Source organism: Chelativorans sp. AA-79, assembly GCF_029457495.1.
GTDB lineage: Bacteria > Pseudomonadota > Alphaproteobacteria > Rhizobiales > Rhizobiaceae > Chelativorans.
Window position 1 is genome coordinate 1,469,616 of sequence record NZ_CP120361.1, and the last position, 19,324, is coordinate 1,488,939.

A 19,324-nucleotide genomic window follows, 5' to 3' on the forward strand; every position below is an offset into this window, starting at 1 on the left:
CCGGAACCGCATTCAGTACACGTCATCCTCCGCGGGCAGGCCTCCCTCGCTCTCCCACGCCGAGATCCTGCGGGAAAGATCCGCATCGAACCGAAGCCGCACGCCGAGGCCGCCGGCCGCGTCCTCGGGAATGAAGTCCGCCCCCAGCCTTGCCAGCGCCCGCTGCAGGCGTCCGAGATCCTCGGGCGGAAGCGGGACGCGGGTCTTTTCGAAGCGTGCGATGGCGGCAACGGGAACGCCGGACGCGGACGACAGCAACGGCCGGTCCACACGCGCCAGGATTCTCGCCGCAAGGCACTGTTCGGAAGTGATCGTCATCGTTCCCACCTTGGGCCGCCCGGTTCCTACATCGCCATATCCGGCTCGAGTCCCCGTTCCTTTGGCGGTTCGGGAATCTCAGTCATCGTCGCCTCCGTCAGGAGCAGGATGCTTGCGACGGAGACCGCGTTCTCAAGCGCCACGCGCACGACCTTGGTCGGGTCTATGATGCCGGCCTCGACGAGATCGACATATTCCTTGCGCCCCGCATCGAATCCGAAATTGCCGGTGCCCTCGATCATCTTCGCCACGACCACGCCGCCGTCCACGGCGGAATTGTCGGCGATCTGCCGGACGGGCGCTTCCAGAGCGCGCTTCAGAATCTGCACGCCGGTGCGTTCGTCGCCGTGACACAGGCCCTCTTCGTCCTCGACCGCAGCGAGGCAGCGCAGAAGCGCCAGCCCGCCCCCCGGCACGATCCCCTCAGCCACCGCGGCCTTCGTGGCGCTGATGGCATCATCGAGCGCTTCCTTTTTCGACTTCATTTCGGCTTCGGTCGGCGCGCCTACCTTGATGACGGCAACCCCTCCCGCCAGCTTGGCCAGACGCTCCTGAAGCTTCTCGCGGTCATAGTCGCTCGTGGTGTTCTCGATCTCGCGCCGGATCTGATCGATGCGGGTCTTGATCGATCCCGCTTCGCCTTCACCGCCGATGATCGTCGTGGTGTCCTTGTCGACGACGATGCGCTTTGCACGACCCAACTGCGCGATCCCGACATTCTCCAGTTTGATGCCGATCTCTTCCGAGACGACCTGCCCGCCGGTCAGGACGGCGACATCCTGCAGCATCGCCTTGCGGCGGTCGCCGAAGCCTGGCGCCTTCACGGCGCAGTTGCGGAAGACGCCGCGGATCTGGTTCACGACGAGCGTCGCCAGGGCCTCGCCCTCGATGTCCTCGGCGACGACCAGGAGCGGCGCCCCGGACTTGGCGACTTCTTCAAGAAGCTTGATCAGGTCGTGCAGCGACGAGATCTTGCGGTCGACGATGAGCACGAGCGCTTCTTCGAGCACGGCTTCCATCTTTTCAGGATCGGTGACGAAGTAGGGGGAGATGAAGCCGCGATCGAACTGCATGCCCTCCACCACCTCCAGCGCTGTCTCGGTGGTCTTCGACTCCTCCACCGTGATCACACCTTCGTCGCCGACCTTCTCCATCGCCTCGCCCACCAGCTCCCCGATCGCCGGATCGTTGTGAGCCGAAATGGTCGCCACCTGCTCCTTCTCGCGCCTGGTCTCCACCGGCCGAGAAATCTCTTTCAGCGCCGATACGGCGCGGGCCGTAGCGCGGTCCAGACCACGCTTTATGTCGATGGCGCTCGCGCCGGCGACCACGTTTCGCACGCCGTCGGCAAAGATCGCATGGGCCAGCACGGTCGACGTGCTGGTGCCGTCGCCCACCATGTCGCCCGTCTTCTCCGCCGCCTGCCGGAGCATGCGCGCCCCGAGATTCTCCTCGGGGTCCTTCAGGTCGAATTCCTTGGCGATGGTCACGCCGTCGTTGCAGACGGTCGGTGCGCCCCATTTCCGTTCGATCAGCACGGATTTCGAGCGTGGCCCCAGCGTCACGCGTACCGCGTCGGCCAGTTGGGTCGCTCCGCGAAGAACCTTCTCACGCGCGGCGGAGCGGAAGAGAACCTGTTTGTGCGCCATGGTGCCAGCCTTTCCGAAAGCTTTTGTTGTTGATCTACCCCGGCGAGGCAGGGGCGGCATTGACGCCGGTCAAACAAGCCTGCGGGCACGTGCAGGTGACGATGAGCGGGGGGGGGCGCGATCGGAACTTGTTCGAGTGCAGGCTTAAGCTTGATCCCGGTCAAGGCCGAAGCTGCGTTGTCTGTCACGATGGGCGAAAATCCAGCGGAGATCGAGTCATGGCCGAACGTGTCGGAAAAAGAAATCGGCTGATGCCCTGGTATATCGGCACAGCCGTCATTCTCGCTTCGGTATTTTTTGTTGCATACCGCATGTGGGTGAACGACTGCGGCGCGCCGGTTGCCATCGAACTCGGCGTCCTGACGGTGATCCCGGCGGTTTATCTTGCGCTCATGTATCTGACGCTCACCAGCCAGGACTGAGAGATGGCCTGCGCGCTGCTCGCCTGCAGCGCGCCTTCAACGCGTCCTTTTCGACCTTTCGGTCTTGGGGGAACAGTTCCAGACCGCTCACCGCGGACCGTGCCTTCCTGCCAGCCTCACGGTGCTCGCCTGCGTGCCTTTTTCGCCCTGTTCCTCGACAAAGGTGACACGGGCACCCGGCTCGAGCTTGTCGAATGCGGCGTTGAGCACGCTGTTGCGGTGAAAATAGATCTCCTGGCCGTCCGGCGCCGCGATAAAGCCGAACCCGCCCGATGGGTCGATGCGGACGACCGTTCCGGCCGGTTGCGGCTCGTGATGCTTGGTTTGGCCTTGCAGCTTCCGCGCCTCGTCCTGGATCCGCCGCCGTGCTCGTTTGAAGGCGTCGTTGATGGCGAAGCGGATGTCGGAATAGCGCTCATCGCCGTGGTCGACCCGGTCGACGGCGATCTCCTTCCCGCTGGGGAGAGATAGATGAACGCGCACGTCATAGAGCCCGCCCGAACGGTGGTGGTGGCCCGGGCCGGTGACCACCACGCGGCAACGGGTAATCCGCCCGAAGCGGCTCTCCAGTTCTCCGACATGCTCTTCCAGCATGTTCTGGATCCAGGGTGAGCTCTCCACTCCGTGAAACTCGATTTCGACCGGTGTCTGCATTATCTCCACTCGCGCTGATCATGTGAATGCGGGCAGCAGAGCCTCCGCCCGCGGATGGGGTCCCCCGGCCTTTCGGCTCGATCCGTGCCTAGGCGTGGTGATCGCTCACCGCCTGCATCAGTTCGCCGGTCAGATCCTCGTCGCCGAAATGCGATATGTCTCCGACGCTCAGCATTCCCACCATGCGCTTGTCGGCGTCGATCACCGGCAGGCGGCGGATCTTCTTCTTTTCCATCAGGCGGACCGCGTCCTGGAGAGCATCCTCCGCCCGGCAATAGGAGATGCCGGGCGACATGACGTCCCGCGCGGTCAAGGACGACACGTCGTGGCCGTTCGGCAGGGCGCGGATGGTTATGTCGCGATCCGTCACCATTCCGATCAGGCGATCGTTGTCGCCCACGGGCACGGCGCCGATGTCCTTTTCCTTCATGATCTTGGCGACCTCGGAAACGGGCATGTTGGGGGAAACCCAGATGGCGTTTTTATGCATGGCTTCTGAAACTCTCATCGCTTCCTCCTTTCACGAAAGAAGATGAAGGATAGCGCTCCTGTTGCGATAAGGGTTTGACGCCAATCAAAGGCGACATCTTTCAGCCAGGCCGGATGTGTGAGGGATGATCGTCCGGAACACCCGCGGCTGCTCAACAACTGCGAGGTCCCGTTGGTTCGAGGTGCGAGAGGATATCCACGACAATCGCTTCCAGCTCGCGCGCAGCGTCGATCCTTGTCCAAGCGGGATAGTCGACATGCCGCTGCAACTGGTGTTCCAGGACGTCCACCGTCGCGTCGGAGGGGCCGCCGCGCCGTGTTTCGACCTGTCGCCGCAGTCTCACCGGATCCGCATCCAGCCACAGGCCCAGGAAGGGTTGGCCGATGCGGCGGGCTTCGGCCTCTATCGCGGCACGGTCGGCCGGCCTCTCGAACACCGCGTCGGCGACCACCGAGCCGCCCTGGCGCAAAATCAGGCCGCTGCGGCGCGCCATCTCTCGATATACCCTCCGCGACACTTCGCTGCGATAGGCATCGCCTGGAAGGCGTGTCTCCGCCGGGACGCCGTGGAAGGCCTTGCGGATCCTGTCGCTCTCCACGATCCGTGCGCCCGGCGGCGCGCCCAGATGCGGGGCAAGCATCTCCGCCACGCTCGTCTTGCCGGACCCGCTCAGGCCCGCAATGGCGACGAGCCGTGGCGAAGGCACGCACAGCAGTGCAAGCGCAAGGTCGAAATAGGACCGGGCTTCGTCGACGAGCCCCGCTGCCGTCCCTCCCTCCGTAAGGAGCGTCGCGGTGACGTGCGCCCGCACGGCCGCTCTGACCGCCATGAAGAAGGGCAGGAGCGAGAAGCCGCCATCGTCGCCGGTCTCGTCGAGATAGCGGTTCATGACCATGTTGGCTGATGCGGCAAAGCCGCGGTGCCACAGGTCCATCAGGAGGAAGGACAGGTCGTAGAGAACGTCTACTGTGGCTAGTTCTTCGCTGAACTCAATGCAATCGAAGAGCCGCGGCACATCGTCGATGAGGCAAATGTTCCTCAGGTGAAGGTCGCCATGGCAGCGGCGGACCTTGCCCTCCCTCGCCCGCCGGTCGAGAAGGGCCGAATGACGGGCCAGCGCAGCGCGAAAGGCCTTGTTGAAGCGCGTCGTCTCCGTTTCGCGGAATAGGTGGCTCACGGCAAATCCCGCTTCGTTGATGTCGAGCACGCCGGCCATGGCATCTGCGCCGCCGCGTCCATGGACGACGGGGGCATCATGGTGAAAGCGCGCGACCATATGTGCCGTTCCGCTCATCAAGGCGGGTGTGAGCTTGCCTGCGAACGCCATCCGGTCGAGCAGGCTCGACTGCTCGAAGCGCCTCATCTCCACCACCGCATCCGCGAGGCGCCCCGGCCCGTCCAAGGCAAGCCGTCCGTCGGCCTCCCGGGTGATCCGATGATAACCGATATACAGGCCAGGCGCGGTCTTCGCGTTCAGTTCGATCTCTTTGGCGCAGGCCGCGAGGCGAAGCTCGGGTGTGGAGAAGTCGACATAGGGCAGCTTCACCGCCCGCTTCATCTTCCACGCCCGCTCTCCCGCGAGGAAGATGCGGGAGATATGCGTCTCGATCACCTCCACCTGCCCGTGAACGCCGTGAAACACCGGGTCGGTGAGAAGCGCGGTCGAGGCTGCCTGGTCTTCGACGATCATCGCGCTTTTCCTCCGCCAGAGGCCGCAGGAGGCGTTCACCGGCACGCGGAACCGTTGCCCGAGCGGCGCTGCCGCGCCTTGATCCAGAGCAAGGCACTCCTTTCTCGACGTGCCCTTCATCGCCGATCGGGATTTGACGCAGCGCAAGGATCACGCGGCGAGTTGCGATATCGTTCCAAAGAACAGGGCACTCTCTGCACTAAGAGGAGCATGATCATGTCGTTCAGGACGGTTCTTACCATTGCCGGTCTTGCCCAGGACGAAAGTGCGCTGCAGCAAGCCGCCGCGCTCTGCGAGGAAGCCCATGCGCATCTGTCGGTGCTCGTCATGGCGCTGGCGGCACCGCCGCCGGTTGGCGAATATGCGGCAGTGCTTTCCGATGCCTGGATGCAGGAGCGGCAGGCCGACCTCGAACAGTTGAAGGCTTCCGAGGAAGCGGTGTCGCGATGCCTGGCGAAGACGGCTCTGTCGGCCGATGTGGCAAGGGACTACCCCGAGCTCGCCTGGGCCGACGAGGTCATCGGGCGGCGCGGCCGGTATGCCGACATCACCGTCGTCTGGCCTGACCTGCCTTTCGACGATATCTCGAGAAACAAGGCGATAGAGGGAGCCTTGTTTTCTTCGGGCAAGCCGCTTCTCCTGGTTCCCGAGGGATGGCGGGCCACATTCGGCCCGAAACGCGTCATGATCGCCTGGGACTCGCGTCTCGAGGCCACAAGAGCAGTGCGCGAGTCTGTCGACATGCTCCAAGGTGCCGACGAGGTCCGTCTCGTGCTGGTCGACCCGGTCGAGAGCGAGAATGGCCATGGCGCGGAGCCGGGCGCGGACGCGGCGGCGTTTCTCGCCCGCCATGGTGCGAAGGTCACGGTCGACCGCCTGCCGAGCCAGGGCCACACGGTTGCGGAGATCCTGCGCAGGCACGCCGTGGACTGCGCCACCGATCTTGTGGTGATGGGCGCCTATGGCCACTCGCGCATGCGCGAGCGCATTTTCGGCGGTGTCACGAAGTCCATGCTCGAAGAGCCTCCGGTACCGATTCTGATGGCCCGATAATTCGTCGTGCCTGCCCTCGGGAGGCATTATCCCAAGGGACGGAATCGATCAGCGAGATGCGCCCTTCTGGGTGGCGCAGCTGGGCCGCAGCTTCATCACCGGTCCGGAGCATTTCCGGCTGCGGCGAGGGCTGCATGCAGTTCCGGGGTGGGAGCTTTGACAGGTCCTTGCTGATTTCGCCAGTGACCAGGGCCTTCAGTGGGTGCGGGAGCGCTTCGCGGATGATCCCGAGCATCCGCGGTTCCGCGACGATGACCAGCCGGTCGAAGCCCCTCGGCCACCCTCCTTGCCCTCTACGGGGCTTTCCGCGCGCTGCTGAGGGCGCGCCTGTGCGTCGTGCATCTCCTGGAGAAGCCGGTGCGCCATCCCGAGAGATGGCGTCCCCTGGCCATCCGTTATATCGAGCAGGCGGAGCGGGAACTCGTCAGCTCTCGACCCCGAGAAGATCGCAGATCGACCCGCCGTCGCGCAGGCGCTTGAGCGCATCTGCGATCAGGCCGGCGGCCGAGACGATTTCCAGCCGTGCCGAAGGGTGTCCTGTCTTCGCCTGGGCTGCTGCCGGCAGGCTGTCGGTCACGACGATGTTGTCGAAGGCGTCGCTGTCGAACAGCGCCTCGACGCCCTCGCTGAACAGCCCGTGGGTCGCTATCGCGTGAACCGCCTTCGCCCCGCGCTCGCGACAGGCGGTGGCTGCACGCAGCATGGTGCCGCCGGTGCTGATCATGTCGTCGACGACGAAGACGACCGTGCCGTCCACCTCGCCGGCGAAGAGGTCGCCGGAGACGACGCCGCGGCTGCGTCGCTTTTCCAGGAAGCCGAAGCCCATCTTCAGGTCGGTATCCGTTTCCAGGTGCTCCTTGAGCAGTTGCGCGCGCTTCACGCCGCCGCCGTCGGGCGAAAGGATGGTGACGGGCTGACCTTCGGCCAGGCGCTCGACCACCGGTACGAACAGCCGTCTCGTGTCGACATGTATGGTCTCGCAGCGGAACGCGTTCTGGAAGGCCGAGATGTTGTGCACGTCGAGCGTGATGATGCGGTCCGTGCCGACCGCCTCGAAGAGCTGGGCGACATATCGTGTCGTCACCGGGTCGCGCGCCTTGGTCTGCCTGTCCTTGCGCGAATAGGCGAGATAGGGCGCGACCGCCGTCACCCGCTCGGCGCCGTGCTCGCGGCACGTGGCGAGGAAGAAGAGCAGTTTCATGAGCCGGTCATTGGCGGAAGCGCCGTCTCCGCCCGCGAGGCTGTGCAGCACATAGACATCCTCTCCGCGCACGCAGACGAGCGGGCGCGCCTTGTGTTCTCCGTCCTCGAAGTCCCGTTCCTCGTGCGGATCGAGGGTGGCGCCGAGGGTTTTCGCGACGGCGCCGCCTAGATGTTCCGAACCGTTCAACGCAAAAAGGCGCATGTCATGTGCTCCACCCCGGTTGGATTTAGGCCGCCGGCGGGGCGGATCAAACGGCCTTCCTTCCTTTCCCGGTTTTGTCCCTCGCCGCTTCCGCCGCTGCCACCTGCTTCTTCACGGCGATGAAGCTGTCCGGGCTCACGGAGATGGAATCGATGCCACATTCGACGAGGAAGGCCGCGAATTCGGGATGGTCGCTCGGCGCCTGGCCGCACAGGCCGATCTTGGCGCCGGCCTTGCGCGCCTCGCCGATGACATTGGCGATCATCCATTTCACCGCCTTGTCCTGCTCGTCGAACAGATCGGCGAGCTCGCCCGAATCCCGGTCCACGCCGAGAGTGAGCTGGGTCAGATCGTTGGAGCCGATGGAGAAGCCGTCGAAGCGTTCGGCGAACTCGGCGGCGAGGACCACATTGGACGGGATCTCGCACATGACGAAAACCTCCAGGGCCTGCTCGCCGCGCTTCAGGCCGTTCTCCGCCATCACCTCGAGCACCCGGTCGGCTTCCTTCGTCGAGCGGCAGAACGGGATCATGACCACGACGTTCCTGAAGCCGATCTCCTCGCGCAGGCGCTTGATCGAGCGGCATTCCAGCGCAAAGCCCTCCCGATAGTGCGGCGAGTAGTAGCGCGAGGCGCCGCGGAAGCCGATCATGGGGTTCTCTTCCTCCGGCTCGAACTCCGCGCCGCCGATCAGCCCTGCATACTCGTTGGTCTTGAAATCGCTCATGCGCACGATGACGGGCTTCGGATAGAAGGCGGCGGCGATGCGGGCGAGCCCGCGCGCGAGCCGGTCGACGAAATATTCCGTCTTGTCCCCGTAGCCCGCCGTCAGTTCGGCGATCTGGTGTTTGGCCGCTTCGTCCTTCAGCTGGTCGTGGCGCTCCAGCGCCATCGGGTGGACGCGGATGTGGTTGGAGACCACGAACTCCATGCGGGCAAGCCCCACGCCGTCGGCGGGGATGCGCCACCAGCGCAAGGCGGCGGCCGGGTTGGCAAGGTTCAGCATGATCTCGGTGCGGGTCTCCGGCAGGTCGGCCACGTCCACCGTCTCGGTCTCGAAGCGCGCCGTGCCTTCGTAGACGAAGCCCTGGTCGCCTTCGGCGCAGGAGACCGTCACTTCCTGCTCCGCGTGGAGCACCTGGGTCGCGTTGCCGGTGCCGACGATGGCCGGCAGGCCGAGCTCGCGGCTGACGATCGCCGCATGCGATGTGCGCCCGCCATGGTCGGTGACGATGGCGGCGGCCCTCTTCATGATGGGCACCCAGTCGGGGTCGGTCGTGCCGGTGACGAGGATCGAGCCATCCACGAATTCGTCGATGTCGCGCGGATCCTCGATCAGGCAGATGCGGCCGGCCACCACGGCGTCCCCGATGGCCAGCCCGATCGCAAGCGTCTTTCCCTTCTCGGTTATGCGATAGGACTTGAAGGCAGTTTCCACGCGCTGCGACTGCACCGTCTCCGGCCGTGCCTGGACGATGAAGATCTCGCCCGTCTCACCGTCTTTCGCCCATTCCATGTCCATGGGGCAGCCGTAATGGTCCTCGATGGTGGCGGCCCAGCGCGCAAGCGTGAGGATTTCGATGTCCTCCAGCACGAACGCCGTCCGCTCGGCCTTTGAGGTTGGCACGTTGCGCGTCGGCTTCTCGCCCGAGGCATAGATCATCTTCTGCGCCTTCTCGCCCAGCCTCTTGCCGATGATGGGCGTTACCGAACGATCGGTGAGGAGCGGTTTGAACACCTGGTACTCGTCCGGGTCCACGGCCCCTTGGACCACGTTCTCGCCCAGCCCCCAGGCGGCGTCGATCACCACCACGTCCTTGAAGCCGGTTTCCGTGTCGATGGAGAACATGACGCCGGAGCCGCCGAGGTCGGAACGCACCATCTGCTGCACGCCGACCGACAGCGCCACGCTCATGTGGTCAAATCCCTTCGCCTGGCGGTAGCTGATCGCGCGGTCGGTGAAGAGGGAGGCGTAGCAGCGGCGGCAGGCCGAAAGCAGCGCCTCTTCGCCGCGGATGTTGAGGAAGGTCTCCTGCTGGCCGGCGAAGCTGGCGTCCGGGAGATCCTCCGCCGTGGCGCTGGAACGTACGGCCACGTCGACATCGGCCTTTCCCGTTCGTTCGCAGAGTTCGCGATAGGCCTGCCGGATCGCTGCCGCCGTCCGTTCCGGCCACTCGCCCTTGAGCAGCATAGAGCGGATCGCCTGGCCCGTCTCCGTGAGCGAGGCCTTGCCCGCAGACATTTCGGCGAGCAGGGCGGATATACGCTCCCTCAACTTGTTCGCGTCGACATAATCCCAATAGGCTTCTGCGGTGGTGGCAAAGCCCGGCGGCACGCGGATGCCCTTCGGCGCCAGCGTCTGCACCATTTCGCCGAGCGAAGCGTTCTTGCCGCCCACATGGCCGACCTCGCGCCGCCCCACCCCCTCGAACCAGATGACCGGGCGTGGCTTGCCCGTCTCCTTCGCGTTTTCCATCGCCGGCTGCCGGATTCTGCTTTCCATGGCGTGCTCCCGTGGTTTGCCGGCCAGTTTGGCTATGCGCGCGCCCACCGCCTTGATCCCGGTCAATGGCCGCGCGGTCGCGGCTTCTTCCGTCTGATGCAGATCAAAGCGCGCCCCTTGCCGCCGCGGGAAACTGCCCTTCCGGACCGAGGGACCCTCGGCGGGAACAGAGAGGAAGTCACGATGACGAGATTCAGGAAAGGCACGGCGCTGGCCTTCGGGCTCGGGCTGTTGATGGCGTCCGCGGCCGCGCATGCGGGCGGAACGGTGGAAGTGTTGCACTGGTGGACATCCGGCGGCGAGGCCAAGGCCGTGGGCGAGCTGAAGAAGTCGTTCGAGGACCAGGGCGGCACGTGGATCGATTCCCCGATCGCCGGTGGCGGCGGCGACGCCGCCATGACGGCGCTGCGCGCCCGCGTGGTCGCCGGCAACCCGCCGACGGCGGTGCAGCTCAAGGGCCCGGGCATCCAGGAATGGGCCAACGAGGGCGCTGTGGCCGACATCGACGAGGTGGCCAAGGCCGAGAGCTGGGACGCCGTGCTGCCGCCGGTGCTGGCGGAAATCATGAAACATGACGGCAAATATGTCGCCGCCCCCGTCAACATCCACCGCGTGGACTGGCTGTGGGCCAATCCGGAGGTGCTCGCCAAGGTCGGCGCTGAGGTGCCCACCACGTGGGACGAGTTCAACGCCACGGCCGAGAAGCTGAAGGCTGCCGGCATCACCCCGCTCGCCCATGGCGGCCAGCCCTGGCAGGACGCCACGGTGTTCGAGGTGGTGGCGCTCGGCCTCGGCGGTGCGGACTTCTACCGCAAGGCGCTGGTGGAGCTCGACATGGATGCGCTGAAGAGCGACACCATGGTCAAGGTCTTCGACCAGATGCGTACGCTCAGCGGCTACGTGGATCCGGGCTTTTCCGGCCGCGACTGGAACCTTGCCACCTCGATGGTGATGAACGGCGAGGCCGCCTTCCAGATCATGGGGGACTGGGCCAAGGGCGAGTTCCTGGCCGCCGGCAAGGTGCCCGGCGAGGATTTCCTCTGCGCGCCCGCGCCCGGCAACGCCTTCATCCTCAACTCCGATTCCTTCGCCATGTTCAAGGTGTCCGGTGACGATCGGATCGAAGGCCAGGAGGTTCTGGCGGGCCTGATCATGTCGCCGGGCTTCCAAGAGACGTTCAATCTCGCCAAGGGGTCGATTCCCGCCCGCATCGACGTTTCCCTCGACAAGTTCGACGACTGTGCGAAGAAGTCCCACGAGGATCTGACCGCGGCGGTTAAGGCCGACTCGCTGGTGCCGAGCATGGCGCATGAGATGGCGGTCCCCCGCTCGATCCGCGGTGAATTCCTCGACGTGGTCACGGAGCATTTCAACAGCGACATGAGCTCCCAAGAAGCCGTCGACCGTCTCGTCGCGGCGATCCAGCGCGCCATGTGACCGCGCATTCGATGCCGGGCCGCGCACGGCGGCGGCCCGGTCCTTTTCCAGTGAGGCGGGGACAAAAACGTGGCTGAAATAGCGACCGGTCTTTTCACGCGCATGAAGCGCGCCGATCTGTGGCTCCCGAAGGTGGTGGTGGCGCCGTCCTTCGCGCTGAGCCTGTTCTTCGTCTACGGCTTCATCGCCTGGACGGTGTACATTTCCTTCACCGGCTCCGGCGTCATGCCGCGCTACGAGTTTGCCGGCCTCATTCAGTATATCCGCCTCTGGGAGACGCCGCGCTGGTATGTGGCGCTTCAGAACCTCGCCGTCTTCGGCATTCTCTTCATGGCAATCTGCATGGCGCTCGGCATCCTGCTCGCCATCATGCTCGATCAGCGCATCCGTGCGGAGGGTGTGCTGCGCACCATCTATCTTTATCCGATGGCGCTTTCCTTCATCGTCACGGGCACGGCCTGGAAGTGGATCCTCAATCCCACGCTCGGCATCGAGAAGCTGATGCACGACATCGGCTGGGAGAGTTTCCAGTTCGATTGGCTGGTGGACCGCGAGATGGCGATCTACACGATCGTGATCGCCGGCGTCTGGCAGTCTTCCGGCTATGTGATGGCGCTGTTCCTGGCGGGGCTGAGGTCAATCGACGACGAGATCATCAAGGCCGCGGCCATCGACGGGGCGGGCCCGTGGCGCACCTATGTCGGCATCGTCTTGCCGATGCTGAGGCCCGTGTTCCTTTCGGCTTTCATCACGCTCATGCATCTCGCCATCAAAAGCTACGATCTTGTCGTGGCATTGACGGCGGGCGGGCCGGGCATCGCCACCGACGTGCCCGCCACCTTCATGTATTCCTATGCCTTCCAGCGCAGCGAACTCGGCCTTGCGGCGGCGAGCGCCGTGATGATGCTCGTCACCATCATGGCGGTGGTCGTGCCCTACCTCTACTCCGAACTCAGGGCGGGCCGGAAATGACCGCACGCGAGATTCACGGCATCGTCCGCCCGAAGAGTGCCGCAGCAACAATCCTCCGCATTCTCCTTTTCGCGGTGCTCGGCTTGTTCGTTCTCTACTATCTCATGCCGCTGATCGTCATGGTGATGACGGCGCTGAAGCCGCTCGAAGAAATCCGCACCGGGACCCTCTTGAGCCTGCCGAAGGACGTGACGTTGGAGCCGGCGCTGAGAGCTTGGGATTCGGCCTGTGTCGGCGTGCGCTGCGAGGGGCTGAAGCCCTATGTGTGGAACTCTATCGCCATGGTGGTTCCAGCCGTGGTGCTGTCCACGCTGCTCGGCGCCATCAACGGCTACGCGCTGACGAAATGGCGCTTCCGCGGGGCGGACATCATTTTCGGGCTGATGCTTTTCGGCGCCTTCATCCCCTTCCAGGTGGTGCTCCTGCCCATGGCGCGCACGCTTGGCATCCTCGGCCTCGCGGGCACGGTACCCGGGCTCGTTCTGGTCCACACCGTCTACGGCCTCGCCTTCACCACGCTCTTCTTTCGCAATTTCTTCGTCGGCGTGTCGGACGGTATCGTGCAGGCCGCCAAGGTGGACGGCGCCGGCTTCTTCGGCATCTTCTTCCGCATCGTGCTGCCCATGGCGCCGCCGGCGATCGTGGTCACGGTCATCTGGCAGTTCACGCAAATCTGGAACGACTTCCTGTTCGGCATCGCCTTCACGGTCGGCGACTCCAATCCCGTCACCGTGGCGCTGAGCAATCTCGTCGCCTCCTCGACGGGGGTGAAGGAATACAATGTCGACATGGCGGCGGCCATCATCGCCGCGATCCCGACCCTCATCGTCTACGTGTTTGCCGGCAAATACTTCATCCGCGGCCTTGCCGCCGGTGCCGTGAAAGGTTGATTGAATGTCCGATATACGACTGAGAGGCGTCTGCAAGCGTTTCGGCACCAACGAGGTGATCAGGGGCATAGACCTCGACATAGAGGAGGGGGAGTTCGTGGTGCTGGTGGGCCCATCGGGTTGCGGCAAATCCACCCTACTCAATCTTGTCTCCGGCCTCGAGACGCTGTCAGACGGCGACATCTTCATCGGCGAGCGCAAGGTCAACGACGTGGCGCCGAAGGATCGCGACATCGCGATGGTCTTCCAGTCCTACGCGCTCTACCCCACCAAGTCGGTGGAGGACAACATCACCTTCGGCATGGTGACGCGCGGCGTGCCGAAGGAGGAACGACAGAAGGCACTGGCTGAAGTCTCGGAGTTGCTGCACATCGAGATGCTGCTTACCCGCAAGCCCGGCCAGCTCTCCGGCGGGCAGCGGCAGCGCGTCGCCATGGGCCGCGCGCTGGTGCGCAACCCGGATGTCTTCCTGTTCGACGAGCCGCTTTCCAATCTCGATGCCAAGCTGCGCGTGGAAATGCGCACGGAGATCAAGAAGCTGCACCGGCGGCTCGGCAAGACCGTGATCTACGTGACCCACGACCAGATCGAGGCCATGTCGCTCGCCTCGCGCATCGCGGTGATGGATAATGGCACGATCCGCCAGTTCGCCCCACCGGAGGAGATCTACGAGGAACCGGTGGACCTGTTCGTGGCGAGTTTCATCGGCTCGCCTTCCATGAACCTCTTCAAGGGGATGGTGATCGAAAAGGACGGTCTGCAGCTCGAGGTGACGGACGAGGAGGGGGTTATCCATTTCCCCGTTCCCAAGGCGCTTCTCGGTTCCGCCAAGGCATATGTCGGGCGCGAGCTCTATCTGGGCCTGCGACCGGAAACGATCAGCCGCGAGGGTACCCAGCGGCCCGGCAAGGCAACGCATGCCTTCGAGCGGATCATCGACGTGGTGGAGCCGACCGGCCCGGACACGCTTCTAGTCTTCACGCTCGGCGGCATCGAGGCGATCGCCCGCGTCCATCCCGAGGACAAGGCGCCGGTCGACGCGAAGTACCGTTTCGAGGTCGACATGGACCGGGCGAAGCTGTTCGATCCGGAAACGGGCAAGAGGCTCCGGCCTTCGGGCCCTCAAAAAAGCCCGAGCCTACGTAGTTTCCCTTAGGACATAACCGAATTTCGCCGGTGGGAGATTCAAGGCACTCATGATCCGACAAGTTTCGGAGGTATCGAGATGCTTTCCCGCACCCCACAGAACCAGGCTGCACAGTCCTTCCGTCCCGTGGTACCCGCGTTGCCGGCATCGCAGCCGCACCAGGTCGTCTTCTACACAGCCAACAAGGAAATCTACGGTCAGGGTGAGCGGGCGACCGCGCTCTACCAGGTGGAGTTCGGCGCCGTGCGCATCTACCGCCTGCTGGCGGACGGGCGCCGGCAGATCAGCGCCTTCCACGTAGCCGGCGAGGTGTTCGGCTTCGAGGCGGACGGCCATCACCACTTCTTCGCCGAGGCGATCTGCAACGCGGCGGTGCGCATCTATCGCCAGCCCCTCGACGCGGACCTCGCGCGTGAAATCCTCCCCATCGCGCTCAAGGCGCTGGTGCGGGCGCAGGAGCATCTGCTCGTCATCGGCCGGCAGAGCGCCGCCGAGCGGGTCGCCGCTTTCCTGCTCGACCTCTTCGAGCGGCAGGGCGGCCTGCCGCAGGTGGAACTTGCAATGTCTCGCAGCGACATCGGCGACTATCTCGGCCTGACGATCGAGACGGTCTCCCGTGTCCTCTCGAAGTTCCGCGCCAAGGGCTATGTCCGCCTCCAGGGCACGCGCACGGTGGAGCTTGCACGGATCGAGGCGTTGCGCGCGCTGAGCGCGTGACCTCGCAAGAACCTGAAGAAGGGAGTACCGGAACGATGATTGCACGCTCGCGCGAGGCACTTGTGGGCGATATCGGCGGCACCAATGCGCGTTTTGCGATGGCCGATATCGACGAGTTGACCATCGATCACTTCGCCGCCTTCCGCTGCCGGGAGTTCCCTTCGCTCCAGGCGGTCATCGAAGCCTATCTCGCCTCGGTCCCGCACCGGCCCGAAATGGCCTCGCTCGCCATCGCCGCTCCCATCCGCGGAGAGAGGATGGAGATCACCAATCTCGGCTGGTCCTTCACGCGCGACGAGGTCGCTGCCGCGACGGGTGCCGAGACCCTGGTGCTCCTCAACGATTTCGAGGCGCTGGCGCTGGCGCTTCCCCATCTCGTTCCGCACGATCTGCACCAGCTCTACGACGGCGCGCCTGTCGAAAATGGAGCAAAGCTCGTGCTCGGGCCGGGGACCGGCCTCGGGGTTGCCGGCCTCGTCCATGGCGCGGGATCGTGGATAGCTGTGCCGGGTGAGGGCGGGCACGTCTCCTTTCCCGCGCAGGATGTGGAAGAGATCGAGATTATGCGCCGGTTGAGTGCGGGTAGGGGGCGTGTGTCGGCTGAACGGCTTATCTCCGGACCCGGCCTCGAGCGCGTTTACGCCATATTGCGTGACATGCGCGGCGCGCCGGCCGGACCCAAGCCGGTGGCAGAGGTCACGAGGCTCGCCCTCGCGCAGGAGGATTCCGTCGCAGTGGACGCCCTCGGCTACTTTCTCGAGTGGCTCGGGCGCTTCTCCGGCGACATGGCGCTTGTCTATGGCGCGTCGGGCGGCGTCTATCTCGGAGGCGGCATCGCGCCGCGCATCCTCGAAGCCCTGGAAGGTGAGGCCTTCCGTACCGCCTTCACGGACAAGGGACGTCTTTCGCACCTTGTCTCGACGATCCCGGTCAACGTCATCACGGCAGCCGACGCCGCGCTGCGCGGGGCTGCCATCGCCCTTTCCCGGTAATGAGGTCTGCAACTTCTCGGTGTTCCATCGAGAATGGCAGGCGCTCGCGAGTCGTGTTCGATCCTGTCTACGAATCCCGCTGAATTTCTGCAACTCCATCCGGGTTGTTCAATCTATTCCGCCTTCGCGCTCTGTGTTCGCGTTCGGCGACATGGGGTAGAGCGAGCGTATATCCTCGTGCCGGCAGAGTTGTGTTCCGGGGGTCAGCACGGCCGCGGCACCGGCGGCGATCCCCAGATGGAAGGCGCCCTTGACGACCCAATCCTTTGCCAGCGCCCAGACCATCGCGCCGAGAAAGCTGTCGCCGGCGCCGATTGCCGAGCGCGCCTTCACGCGCGGCGCAGGCATCTTCATCACGCCTTCAGCGGTGGCCAGCAAGGCGCCTTGGGCTCCCATCGTAACGGCGACCATCTCCGCTGCCCCGCGCCTGACGAGGTTCATCGCCGCCTCGCGTGCCGCCTGCTCGTCCAATTCATGCCCGACGAACTGGCCCAGTTCACCGATGCTGGGCTTCACCAGAAAGACCCGTGCCTGTTCGAGCGTGACCCGCAGCCCGTCGCCGGAAGTATCCAGCACGAACCGGCCACCCTGCTCGGCGACGATCCTGGCCATTCTCGCATAGGTGTCCGGTGGGGCGGCCGCGGGGAGGCTGCCGCTGGCGACGACATAGCGGGCGTTGCGGCTGCGGATGATCTCCATGCAGGGCTCGATCTCCTGCGCCGAGACTGAAGGTCCCGCCGGCACAAACCGGTAATCAAAGCCGCTGCCGCGCTCATGGACGGCGTAGGCGACCCGGGTATCCCCAGAGATCGGAAGCATATGACGCCTGATGCCCGCCTTCTCGAGCAAAGCGTTGAGCCAGGTTCCGGTCGGCCCCCCGCAGAGAAAGAGGGCCTCGGCATCGCCGCCCATTTCCGTGATGACGCGTGCTACGTTTATGCCGCCACCGCCGGGATCACACCGGTCATTAGACGTTCTGATCTTGCGAACGGGCCGAACGACATCGGTCTCGGCGAAGAGGTCGACCGTCGGATTGAGCGTGATGGTGAGGACAGTCGACATCTTCTCTTTTCCCGTTCATATCATTGCGGCTCAGGGCCGGCGCCGGCTGACGCGACGCAAATGTCGAGCTCTATGCGGGTCACGTTGGGCAAACCTTTGGCCACCGTCTGAACAGCCTTGCGTTCCGCCTCGGAGCCGACGGTTCCTTGCACGTGCACCACGCCTCGCTCGACGCTGATCCGCATCTGGTCTCCGCCGAGATCCAAGTCCTGACTCAAGCGCGCGCGGATGCTCCGGGCGATGGCGATGTCCCCCGAAGCCGTCGATTCCGGCGGGGCCGCGCAGATCGCCTTGAGCAGGTCGCAGCGCGAGACGATGCCTACCAGCTTTCCTTCCCGCAGGACCGGCACGCGCTTGATGCCGTGCTCGGCCATCAAGGACGCGATACGGTTGACCGGTGTCTTCTCCTCCACGGCGACCACATTCCCGGACATTACGTCCCCGACTTTCCAGCTGCTGCTCTTGACGTAGTCGCGAGCACGCCTTTCGGCGGTTGCCCCGGAAGTGGCGCCGTGCCGGAACTCGCCGAGTTCGGTACGGCGCAGCAGATCGCCCTCTGTAACGATGCCGATGACGCGCCCGTCGTCGCTCAGCACGGGAAGCCCGCTGACGCAGCGATCTAGCATGATCTGGGCGGCGTGACGCACACTGTTTTCGGCGGAAACCACCGTGCATTAACAGTCATGAGGTCTCTGGCTCTCATCTGAGATCAATCTCCGTCGCGGATCGGCGAACAGAAACATCTGCTTTGCGGCAATGCCTTGACCAGCGTCAAACGACGCCTGGCCTTCGCCTCCCGGGGCGGCCTGATGGATTGATATCGGTCAAGTCCGGTATCGGCGTGCTTTGCTAACCTCGTCTCCGATCAAGCAAGCAAGGGAGATCGATAATGGGCATGGTTTCCGGCAAGACCGCTCTCGTCACAGGCTCGGGCGCGGGAATCGGGCGTGCCGCCGCTGTGAAGTTCGCAGCCGAAGGTGCACAGGTCGTCGTCTCGGACATCGATGTCGATGGCGGTGAGGAGACCGTCGCGATGATCGAAGCTGAAGGCGGCGAAGCGGTTTTCATCAAGGCCGACGTCTCGATCCCCGAAGAAGTCGACGCACTGATCGCCAAGACCGTGGAGAGCTTCGGCCGCCTCGACTGCGCCTGCAACAATGCCGGCATCGAGGGCAAGATCGTACCATTTATCGAGCAGCCGCTCGACAATTTCGAGCGCATCATGGCCGTCAATCTGCGCGGCACGTTCCTGTGCCTGCAGGCTGAGATCAGGCAGATGCTGAGGGACGGCGGCGGGGCGATTGTCAATCTCGCCTCCGTTGCCGGCCTGATCGGCTTTCCGGGCCTTGCGCCTTATGTCGCGTCGAAGCACGGCGTCAACGGTCTCACCAAGAATGCCGCGCTCGAATACGGTAAGCAGGGCATTCGCGTAAACTCCATCTGCCCCGGCGGCATAGACACGCGCATGCTGGATTCACTGGCCGAGCAATCGACCACTGGCAAGATGACCACCCATGAAATGATGGATCCCTTGCATCCCATCGGACGCATCGGCAGGCCGGAGGAAGTCGCGGAGCTCATCGTGTGGCTCAGCTCCGATCGGGCGTCCTTCGTCACCGGCGCGAACATACCGGTCGACGGCGGCTTCGTCGCTCAGTAGGGCCGCGCGGCTACGCCTTGGCCTTCGCGTCCCGAAATCCGGTCGATGGCGGTGCGGAACGATATCTCCTCCACGTGGGCGGACACAGGCAGGATGGGTTTCAGGGAGCCTGGCTTCCACCAGCCGGCGGGTCGCTCAGGCGTTGCCATGCATGGTCGCGCTCACGCTTCTGGCCGATCTCGTTCACGAGCGAATTGGGTTTTAGGGGAACGGGTCGTCTTTCGGGTAACGGGAAGCAGATGCTTCTGATCGCGCTCACGTTC

The 19,324-nt window shown here is 64.5% G+C and carries 19 protein-coding genes; 9 read left to right on the forward strand and 10 right to left on the reverse strand.

From position 1 onward, the window contains the following. Window positions 1-12: 12 nt before the first annotated feature. Together PVE73_RS07200 and groL are read right to left on the reverse strand one after the other, a co-directional pair. Window positions 13-318, reverse strand: a complete 306-nt coding sequence (locus PVE73_RS07200; protein ID WP_277366289.1) for an XRE family transcriptional regulator — start codon at window positions 316-318, stop codon at window positions 13-15. A 26-nt stretch (window positions 319-344) separates the two neighbouring features. Beyond that, complete coding sequence (gene groL / locus PVE73_RS07205) at window positions 345-1,967, reverse strand: chaperonin GroEL (protein ID WP_277366290.1); 1,623 nt, start codon at window positions 1,965-1,967, stop codon at window positions 345-347. A gap of 218 nt (window positions 1,968-2,185) precedes the next feature. On the opposite strand from groL, the gene PVE73_RS07210 reads away from it, so the two are divergent. Next, window positions 2,186-2,389, forward strand: coding sequence for a hypothetical protein (locus tag PVE73_RS07210; RefSeq protein WP_277366291.1), 204 nt, complete (start codon window positions 2,186-2,188; stop codon window positions 2,387-2,389). An 87-nt stretch (window positions 2,390-2,476) separates the two neighbouring features. On the opposite strand, the gene PVE73_RS07215 is transcribed toward PVE73_RS07210, so the two are convergent. From PVE73_RS07215 to PVE73_RS07225, 3 genes are all read right to left on the reverse strand, one after another. Further along, a complete protein-coding gene (locus PVE73_RS07215) occupies window positions 2,477-3,043 on the reverse strand; it encodes an HPF/RaiA family ribosome-associated protein (protein WP_277366292.1) in 567 nt (188 codons plus the stop codon). A gap of 88 nt (window positions 3,044-3,131) precedes the next feature. Then, window positions 3,132-3,551, reverse strand: coding sequence for a CBS domain-containing protein (locus PVE73_RS07220; RefSeq protein ID WP_277366293.1), 420 nt, complete (start codon window positions 3,549-3,551; stop codon window positions 3,132-3,134). A 133-nt stretch (window positions 3,552-3,684) separates the two neighbouring features. After that, on the reverse strand, window positions 3,685-5,223 hold the full coding sequence (locus tag PVE73_RS07225) for a bifunctional aminoglycoside phosphotransferase/ATP-binding protein (RefSeq protein ID WP_277366294.1): 1,539 nt from the start codon (window positions 5,221-5,223) through the stop codon (window positions 3,685-3,687). Between the two features lie 216 nt (window positions 5,224-5,439). Between PVE73_RS07225 and PVE73_RS07230 the strand changes: the two genes are divergently transcribed. Beyond that, complete coding sequence (locus tag PVE73_RS07230) at window positions 5,440-6,276, forward strand: universal stress protein (protein WP_277366295.1); 837 nt, start codon at window positions 5,440-5,442, stop codon at window positions 6,274-6,276. A 424-nt stretch (window positions 6,277-6,700) separates the two neighbouring features. Here the strand turns inward: PVE73_RS07230 and PVE73_RS07235 are convergent, their stop codons facing one another. Together PVE73_RS07235 and ppsA are read right to left on the reverse strand one after the other, a co-directional pair. Then, a complete protein-coding gene (locus PVE73_RS07235) occupies window positions 6,701-7,681 on the reverse strand; it encodes a ribose-phosphate pyrophosphokinase (RefSeq protein WP_277366296.1) in 981 nt (326 codons plus the stop codon). A gap of 46 nt (window positions 7,682-7,727) precedes the next feature. After that, on the reverse strand, window positions 7,728-10,157 hold the full coding sequence (gene ppsA / locus PVE73_RS07240) for a phosphoenolpyruvate synthase (RefSeq protein ID WP_277367376.1): 2,430 nt from the start codon (window positions 10,155-10,157) through the stop codon (window positions 7,728-7,730). A gap of 210 nt (window positions 10,158-10,367) precedes the next feature. Between ppsA and PVE73_RS07245 the strand changes: the two genes are divergently transcribed. From PVE73_RS07245 to glk, 6 genes are all read left to right on the forward strand, one after another. Then, window positions 10,368-11,621 (forward strand): ABC transporter substrate-binding protein, encoded by a 1,254-nt coding sequence (locus tag PVE73_RS07245; protein WP_277366297.1) that lies wholly within the window; start codon window positions 10,368-10,370, stop codon window positions 11,619-11,621. Window positions 11,622-11,723: 102 nt separating this feature from the next. Next, entirely contained in the window at window positions 11,724-12,593 is an 870-nt protein-coding gene (locus tag PVE73_RS07250; protein WP_277367377.1) for a sugar ABC transporter permease, read from the forward strand. After that, complete coding sequence (locus PVE73_RS07255) at window positions 12,590-13,483, forward strand: carbohydrate ABC transporter permease (RefSeq protein WP_277366298.1); 894 nt, start codon at window positions 12,590-12,592, stop codon at window positions 13,481-13,483. The genes PVE73_RS07250 and PVE73_RS07255 overlap by 4 nt, the downstream gene beginning before the upstream one ends. A gap of 4 nt (window positions 13,484-13,487) precedes the next feature. Further along, window positions 13,488-14,639: a sn-glycerol-3-phosphate ABC transporter ATP-binding protein UgpC gene (gene ugpC / locus PVE73_RS07260; RefSeq protein WP_277366299.1), complete on the forward strand. Its 1,152-nt coding sequence runs from the start codon at window positions 13,488-13,490 to the stop codon at window positions 14,637-14,639. A 69-nt stretch (window positions 14,640-14,708) separates the two neighbouring features. Then, a complete protein-coding gene (locus PVE73_RS07265; protein ID WP_277366300.1) occupies window positions 14,709-15,347 on the forward strand; it encodes a helix-turn-helix domain-containing protein in 639 nt (212 codons plus the stop codon). Window positions 15,348-15,382: 35 nt separating this feature from the next. Then, window positions 15,383-16,339, forward strand: a complete 957-nt coding sequence (gene glk / locus PVE73_RS07270) for a glucokinase (protein WP_277366301.1) — start codon at window positions 15,383-15,385, stop codon at window positions 16,337-16,339. Window positions 16,340-16,447: 108 nt separating this feature from the next. On the opposite strand, the gene PVE73_RS07275 is transcribed toward glk, so the two are convergent. Continuing rightward, window positions 16,448-17,401, reverse strand: coding sequence for a 1-phosphofructokinase family hexose kinase (locus tag PVE73_RS07275; RefSeq protein ID WP_277366302.1), 954 nt, complete (start codon window positions 17,399-17,401; stop codon window positions 16,448-16,450). A gap of 20 nt (window positions 17,402-17,421) precedes the next feature. Continuing rightward, window positions 17,422-18,069, reverse strand: a complete 648-nt coding sequence (locus PVE73_RS07280; RefSeq protein ID WP_277366303.1) for a CBS domain-containing protein — start codon at window positions 18,067-18,069, stop codon at window positions 17,422-17,424. A gap of 221 nt (window positions 18,070-18,290) precedes the next feature. Between PVE73_RS07280 and PVE73_RS07285 the strand changes: the two genes are divergently transcribed. Beyond that, on the forward strand, window positions 18,291-19,061 hold the full coding sequence (locus tag PVE73_RS07285; protein WP_277366304.1) for a glucose 1-dehydrogenase: 771 nt from the start codon (window positions 18,291-18,293) through the stop codon (window positions 19,059-19,061). Here the strand turns inward: PVE73_RS07285 and PVE73_RS07290 are convergent. Continuing rightward, window positions 19,055-19,210 (reverse strand): hypothetical protein, encoded by a 156-nt coding sequence (locus PVE73_RS07290; protein ID WP_277366305.1) that lies wholly within the window; start codon window positions 19,208-19,210, stop codon window positions 19,055-19,057. The two genes, PVE73_RS07285 and PVE73_RS07290, sit on opposite strands and share 7 nt — an antisense overlap. Window positions 19,211-19,324: the final 114 nt, after the last annotated feature.